Source organism: Furfurilactobacillus siliginis (genome assembly GCF_001437435.1).
Classification (GTDB): Bacteria; Bacillota; Bacilli; order Lactobacillales; family Lactobacillaceae; genus Furfurilactobacillus; species Furfurilactobacillus siliginis.
In genome coordinates, this window is the sequence record NZ_JQCB01000001.1 from 37,260 (window position 1) to 43,864 (window position 6,605).

Genomic DNA, 6,605 nt, shown 5'->3' on the forward strand with positions numbered 1-6,605 from the left:
CGTTCGTAGTCTGCACAGCTACTTGACTTTTGGCTCACGTTTCCGCTATTGAAACATAGAAAACAACAATGGGTCTGTGGACATAATTAGTTATGTCCCAGACCCATTGTTGTTTTTATACCATGAACGATATTTCCACTGTACGGAAATATCGTTCTTTTTACTTTCAAATCAATTATTTAACGTTAACATCAACCTTCATTGCAGTGTCAGCATCTGGATTTAAGCTTTCTGTGTACGTTAATTCAGCACGGTCTAGTTCATGTACAATTTCTTGTTCAACCGTTGCTAACGGCCGCTTGTCATTCTTCAACTGCGTAATCATCAATGTGATCTTACCGTTTTGTGGTTCTGAAATCGTGTACGAAACATCTTCCGTATTCAAAATTTCTGTAATCAACTTCCGCTCTTCCATGAGTCAAACCTCCACCATCGTAATATCCTCATCATAGGTCTCTTTGATGAAAATGTTAATCACGTGCTGGTTTAATTCGTTTGCGATAGTACCATACCAGGCCAACAACAATACTGATGCCTAGCGCAATTACGATAATCGAGGAAAATGTATCAACCACCGCAGATACCTGCGTCCATGCATGCCCCGCCAAACGACCAAGCACAATCAAGACAATGTTCCAAATCAAGGTCCCAATCGTCGTGAAAAACAGAAATGGCTGCCACGCCATGTTGGTCATCCCCGCAGGAATTGAAATCAAGCTACGTACAACCGGAATGAAACGACCAAAAAACACCGTCTTATTTCCATGACGACTAAATAATCGGGCCGCTTTATCAATGTCACTGTGCTTCAAGCGTAACAGTTTACCAAGTCGGCCATCTACCAGCCGGTTAAGACGATCCTCATTTAACCACCGACCAATAACATACAGCACCATTGCACCCAGAACGGCTCCGACTGTCGCCGCCAAAACGCTACCTGCAATTGATAAATCAGCTGCCAGCGTCATAAAACCAGCAAACGTCAAAATCACTTCTGATGGAATTGGTGGGAAAATATTCTCTAGTGCGATTAGGAGTACGATACCGAAATACCCAAACTGATTAATAAACTCAATTAACTGTTGTTCCATTAGGTGTCACCTTTCGTAAACGGATGGCAGATGTGGGGAGCGACAAATTCATTTCATGAAGTAGTGCCATTATTCCTGATTTTTAACTAAAAATCGACTAATTCATTTGGTGATCTTCAATTCTTAAACAATTCACCAGAATTCCCGTATACTTGGTACATACTACTTCGAAAAGAGGCTGCCTCGTGCACATTCAGGATGCAAAGCAACGATTCTTCTGGCTCACCATCTCTATTGTTCTAAATTCCGCATTCAATGCGCTCACGGTTGCCACCAACATGGGTAGCGCGGTGTGGACTGCTTCTGCCGTTAACTTATCGCATTGGGTAACGCACTCAACGGATCCTGCGATTGCAAGCCAAGCATTGGGTATCGTATTAACAGTGTACGGTGTAATTGTCGCATTACTCGATATGTTACTCATCGGTCGCTTTGATTTATCAAGATTAGTACGCAACATCCTGTTTGTAATTCCATTTAGTTACCTCGTCCAATTTATTGTCCCGTTTTGGTCAAACGTTATCGGGATTAAATATTTACATGGTGATTTCAGTCACCCTTGGCAACTACTTTTATTGATGACCATCAACATGATTGGCCTGTTCGGTGTCGGCGCAGCGGTTTCTTTATACCAGCGAGCAAATCTGATCATGCATCCCAACGATGATCTGTCATATATCATTCGTTTTCGTTACCTGAAAGGTCTGGCCACTGCTTCGCAAATGCTCAGCTACATCCCGCCAATTACCATTATGATTATTTGCTTCGTTGCCAATCAACACCAATTATGGGCGGTTAATTTCGGTACAGTATGGGCGTTCTTAACCCAAGGCTGGGTGCAAGGATGGTCAGACAAACATTTCATCCCATCACTGAAACATCATTTCAAAACAAGAGCGTGAGCCAGCTCGGGAAGACCCGAGCAATTGCAAGTACGGCGGTAGTGGCTTTAGCCACGGACGGTGGACAGGCAATGCACAGGGACTTGAGCTGGTGAACGCGTTTCAGATCAGAGCGTGAGCCACCCCGGGTTGGCTTTGAGCAAGAACAAGGACGGTGGTAGTGGCTTTAGCCACGGACAGCGGTCAGGTTCTGCGCAGAAGGCAGGGGTGGTGAACGCGTTTCAGACAAGAGCGTGAACAAAGCCGGGGAGGCTGCGAGCAGAAACTAGCAGGGCGGTAGGGTCGTGAAACGACTCGGACGGTCGGCAAGTTTCGCACAGCAGGCTGGCTTTGTGAACGCGTTTCAACTATATAACAGCCACCTCAAGCCAAAAATAGGAGTGACGACAAAAAACATTTTTTGTCATCACTCCCATTTTCTTTTCTACAAAAACATCAATACACAGATAACCGCAAACAGCGCAGGCAACCCTTGCACCATAAAAATCCGCCGGCTAACGGTCACTGCACCCACAATCGCAGCAACAACCACAAATCCGGTGAACAACACCAAAATAGACCGCATCACGTCTGGCGTTTGGGTTAGTGCCCATAAGATCCCCACACCAACGAAGCCGTTATAAATGCCCATGTTTTTAAAAATTGCTTTTACACGTGGCAACGCCAAGAATTCTGCATCCCCACCAAACGTTTGCTGTGCAATGCGCCCTGTTGACCAAAACATTTCTAAACACATAATGAATAAATGTTCTAACCCAACCACGGCTGCTAAGCCAATCGTAAATACCAACATGTCGTCACCCTACTTTTTCTTTATATTATGCATAAGAGGCTACTCGTTCTTAGCGTTTCTGTCCATCACAACGTTCCTGACGTGAACTCGCAATCTCACCAGAACGTAATGCGTAATTGCCGAAATCGTTCAACCCGTGTAAACTAATGGAGCCATCCAGTTTGGTTTGGCACAATACTTTGCAATTATGGACTTTCTGTTTAACGGGTAATTACCTCGTGTTATCGCCCCCAGATAATTCATCACTATAGGAGGGTTCTTTTTTTATGTCTCAAGAAACTAAACAAGCAGTCAAACACAGTAGTTGGCTCCTGCTTGGTATCATCTTATTAGGTTCCAGCTTGCGAATGGTCATCACTGTCATTCCACCAATTCTGGCACCAATTCAACACAGCTTACACTTATCCAGTGCTGTGGCCGGTAGCTTAACGACCATACCACTACTCTGTTTTGCCGTATTATCACCAATTGCCCCACGTGTCTCCGCTAAAATCGGGACTGAACTGGCATTGTTGATTGCCTTAGTTATTTTGGTAATCGGTAACTGGATGCGGGTATATTCTGCCACCGCACTGATTATCGGAACCTTAATGGTTGGTATCGGAGTTGCCTTCTTAAACGTGTTACTACCAGCTTTAGTGGCGGCTAACTACCCGACTAAGATTGGTGAAATGACCAGCCTATACTCCTTCTCCATGACCTTTTTCTCGGCCATTTCAGCAGGCGTTTCAGCACCATTAGCTGGTAAAATTGGTTGGCAGATGACCATTCAAATCTTCTCATTAGTTGCTTTAGTCAATATTTTAACTTGGTTCCCTAACCTACGTTATAACCACAAAGCACAACCAGAAGCTGTTACCGAGTCAACGACACCACGGCAGTCTGTTTGGAAACAACCAACTGCGTGGATGATGACCTTATTCATGGGACTACAATCCTTCGTTTTCTACACGTTAATTACTTGGTTACCTACATTGATGGTCGACCGCGGCGTATCTGCTAATACAGCTAGTCTATTACTTGGCTTATATCAAATCGCCTCACTGCCTGCCGCATACGTAGTGCCCATCGTTTCTGCCCGTGTAAAGAATCAATTCACGCTGTTAATGTGTATTGGTGCTGGCTTTGTCATCGGGATTGGTGGGCTTTTACTACCAATTCACACCATTTGGTACTTTGCCATTATCTGTATCATTTTAGGATGTGCAACCACCGCTTCATTTGCATTAGCGATGACTTTGTTCAATCTAAAAACACGTACACCACAAGAAACGGCTGACCTTTCCGGAATGGCACAGTCCCTTGGTTACTTAATCGCAGCCGTTGGACCAATCAGTTACGGAACCTTGCACATCATGCTTGGCGGCTGGAACTTGTTGATGGGCGTCTTACTGGTTATCGCTTTATTAACCATCGCAACTGCACTTTATGTAAATAGTAAAGAAGACGTCTTCCATTAATCAAATAGTGGCGAGTGGGAAAAATTGGGAAGTCACACGCAAGACTTGCTTTTTGCCCCAGGTTTTCACTATTTAAGTTCGTAAATCAAAATTACAAAACGTGGGATAACAGTCAGGTCGCTGTACAGACGATGACTGTTATCCCACGTTTATTTTTATCGTCTTTTTTAAATCAACATGCTACGCTATGGGTAAATTCTACCGGAGGCTCAACGAATGTCCATCAAAATGATTGCAACTGATATCGACGGTACTTTTATTCGTAACGACCATACATTTGACGAAGCTCACTTTAACGACGTCATGACGAAACTTCGACAGCAACACATCCGTTTTGTCGTCGCCAGTGGCAACCAGCTTCGTCATCTGACCGATATGTTTCAACCATTTGGTAGCGACATCAGCTATGTTGCCGAAAATGGTGGTCTTGTCGTCACGAACAACGAGCGTATCTTCTCAGCAACGCTTTCGGAAAGTGATGTTAAAACTGCCCTTCATTTTATACAAAATGAGCCACAACTAGCTGACGCTTCGATTGTACTGTCAGGCGTTCGCGGCTCTTATATCGACATGCACACGTCTGCTAAGTTGTTGGCTGGCGCGCAATACTTTTATACTGGTTTGCAGCAAGTTGGCGACGTCACAAAAGTCTCCGATGCTATCTTGAAACTCGATCTCGTTTGGAATGATGATTTAGCTGCACAACGCGCGCAGTTCTTGAATGCACTTTTACCAGATTCAATGATTGCAACGGCCAGTGGCTTTGGTGGCTTGGATATCATCCCCGGGCACATCAACAAACAAGTCGGCCTGATGGAACTAGAACAACGTTGGCATATTGATCCCACAGAAATCGTTGCATTTGGTGACAACGATAACGATCTGTCCATGATGACGCATGCGGGACAAAGCTTTGCCATGGCTAATGCCGCACCTAACATTCAGCAGGCGGCAACTCACACAACAAAATGGACGAATGATCAAAATGGTGTTTTAAGGACAATCGACGAGCTACTCAGTTAACAGACACCAAATGCTGTCGAATCAAAGTGATAGACTGATCGATATAATTTTCAATCATCGGTAAAGTTAAAATTTGTAGGTTGCCAGCTGCAGGGTCATCAAAGTCGGCCTGTAGTTCCAGTAAAACCTGATTAATATCGCCATCGCCCATCTCCTTTAGAGAAGTGTTATCGACTGATACAATAGCTTGCTGTGGACTGTGTAAGTCATAATTCTGAATCAATAAATTATTCAATATATGAAAATCCTGATAATAACGAATAAGTGCCGCCGCTTGCTTTTCTGCCGGCAATGTTCGAATTACCGGTTGAAAGACTAGCTTTAACCACAACTGATCGGCCAATAAATGTGCATAGTAGCCTTGCACAAACGGTTCTTTCATACGACTACGATATTCATTCAGAAACCATTCTGGATGAATCTGCCGTGTGACACCATCTTCATTTACGCTCATAAAGTGTGTTTGCGATTTAAAATCACGATTTTTACCACTCACATCTGGTGCCAAGTTGCCTATCATAAACGCTATATTTTCCGGAAATACTTGCTGAGAAATCGCATAATGCATGATTCGTGAACCCATTTGAATCCCTCCTTGTGCTGGTCAACGTGCCACTTTCATGGTTAAATGTCAGTGTAGCGGGCAAACAATTGTTGTACCAACTTTTTGCCCCTAACCTAGAGGAGCTTATGAAAACTGATACCTATCACTACTTTGCATTACCCGATGCGGATAAACAAGCGATTGATCGACTAAGCAACGTTTATTGGCCTGGCATTACCGATGATCCTGAACGCATCAAACAGTTACGTGAATACTATGAGCAAATTATCGTTCTCGTTATGTATGACGATGATGGTAAATTAGTTGGGTCCGTTAAAATGCCATCAACGACCATTTTCTTGAATCAACAACGTTATCATGTGACCGGCTTGTCAGAGGTTATGATTGATCCCGCTTATCGTCATAAAGGCTTCGGTATTTCATTAATAATGACGGCCTACGCCTTGATTCAGCACGATGACGCTGACTTTACCATTTTCACCTGCACGCCTGATCTAGTACCTTTCTACGAACAGGGCGGCTGGCAAAGTTCACCGCAGACTGTGTTGATCGGTGGTAGTGCAGCCGATCCAATTGCCAGCGATAAGATTGGCACCGTCGCCATGATGAGCTTCTTCACGCCTGCAGCGATGGATAATCAGGCCGAAATTGAAAAGTCGACGATTCAGCTGAACGTAGGCGAAAAGATCATGTGGTAGATTTATAGAAAATAAAAGAGTGGGACAAAAGTCGGGAAGTCGTGAGCAAGACCTAGAACGGCCGTACGGATTG

At 44.1% G+C, this 6,605-nt stretch carries 8 protein-coding genes; 4 read left to right on the top strand and 4 right to left on the bottom strand.

Annotation, left to right across the window (positions count from 1 at the left end; translation table 11 throughout):
- Window positions 1-175: 175 nt before the first annotated feature.
- Both IV55_RS00160 and IV55_RS00165 read right to left on the bottom strand, forming a co-directional pair.
- Entirely contained in the window at window positions 176-415 is a 240-nt protein-coding gene (locus tag IV55_RS00160) for a hypothetical protein (RefSeq protein WP_057808385.1), read from the bottom strand.
- A 55-nt stretch (window positions 416-470) separates the two neighbouring features.
- Window positions 471-1,091: a DedA family protein gene (locus IV55_RS00165; protein WP_057808386.1), complete on the bottom strand. Its 621-nt coding sequence runs from the start codon at window positions 1,089-1,091 to the stop codon at window positions 471-473.
- Between the two features lie 185 nt (window positions 1,092-1,276).
- On the opposite strand from IV55_RS00165, the gene IV55_RS00170 reads away from it, so the two are divergent.
- Complete coding sequence (locus IV55_RS00170) at window positions 1,277-1,993, top strand: DUF6198 family protein (RefSeq protein ID WP_057808387.1); 717 nt, start codon at window positions 1,277-1,279, stop codon at window positions 1,991-1,993.
- 424 nt (window positions 1,994-2,417) lie between these two features.
- Here IV55_RS00170 and IV55_RS00175 read toward each other — a convergent pair whose 3' ends face one another.
- Entirely contained in the window at window positions 2,418-2,786 is a 369-nt protein-coding gene (locus IV55_RS00175; RefSeq protein ID WP_057808388.1) for a DUF1304 domain-containing protein, read from the bottom strand.
- Between the two features lie 266 nt (window positions 2,787-3,052).
- Between IV55_RS00175 and IV55_RS00180 the strand changes: the two genes are divergently transcribed.
- Both IV55_RS00180 and IV55_RS00185 read left to right on the top strand, forming a co-directional pair.
- A complete protein-coding gene (locus IV55_RS00180) occupies window positions 3,053-4,246 on the top strand; it encodes a CynX/NimT family MFS transporter (RefSeq protein ID WP_057808389.1) in 1,194 nt (397 codons plus the stop codon).
- 216 nt (window positions 4,247-4,462) lie between these two features.
- Window positions 4,463-5,269 (top strand): Cof-type HAD-IIB family hydrolase, encoded by an 807-nt coding sequence (locus IV55_RS00185; RefSeq protein WP_057808390.1) that lies wholly within the window; start codon window positions 4,463-4,465, stop codon window positions 5,267-5,269.
- On the opposite strand, the gene IV55_RS00190 is transcribed toward IV55_RS00185, so the two are convergent.
- A complete protein-coding gene (locus IV55_RS00190) occupies window positions 5,262-5,852 on the bottom strand; it encodes a hypothetical protein (RefSeq protein WP_057808391.1) in 591 nt (196 codons plus the stop codon). The two genes, IV55_RS00185 and IV55_RS00190, sit on opposite strands and share 8 nt — an antisense overlap.
- A gap of 107 nt (window positions 5,853-5,959) precedes the next feature.
- Between IV55_RS00190 and IV55_RS00195 the strand changes: the two genes are divergently transcribed.
- Window positions 5,960-6,532, top strand: a complete 573-nt coding sequence (locus IV55_RS00195) for a GNAT family N-acetyltransferase (protein WP_057808392.1) — start codon at window positions 5,960-5,962, stop codon at window positions 6,530-6,532.
- The last annotated feature ends 73 nt before the right edge of the window (window positions 6,533-6,605 follow it).

Bases quoted from the DNA above. Each gene is read 5' to 3' on its own strand.
- IV55_RS00185 (WP_057808390.1), top strand. From the start codon at position 4,463: ATGTCCATCAAAATGATTGCAACTGATATCGACGGTACTTTTATTCGT.
- IV55_RS00160 (WP_057808385.1), bottom strand. From the start codon at position 415: ATGGAAGAGCGGAAGTTGATTACAGAAATTTTGAATACGGAAGATGTT.
- IV55_RS00175 (WP_057808388.1), bottom strand. From the start codon at position 2,786: ATGTTGGTATTTACGATTGGCTTAGCAGCCGTGGTTGGGTTAGAACAT.
- IV55_RS00195 (WP_057808392.1), top strand. From the start codon at position 5,960: ATGAAAACTGATACCTATCACTACTTTGCATTACCCGATGCGGATAAA.
- IV55_RS00165 (WP_057808386.1), bottom strand. From the start codon at position 1,091: ATGGAACAACAGTTAATTGAGTTTATTAATCAGTTTGGGTATTTCGGT.
- IV55_RS00180 (WP_057808389.1), top strand. From the start codon at position 3,053: ATGTCTCAAGAAACTAAACAAGCAGTCAAACACAGTAGTTGGCTCCTG.
- IV55_RS00190 (WP_057808391.1), bottom strand. From the start codon at position 5,852: ATGGGTTCACGAATCATGCATTATGCGATTTCTCAGCAAGTATTTCCG.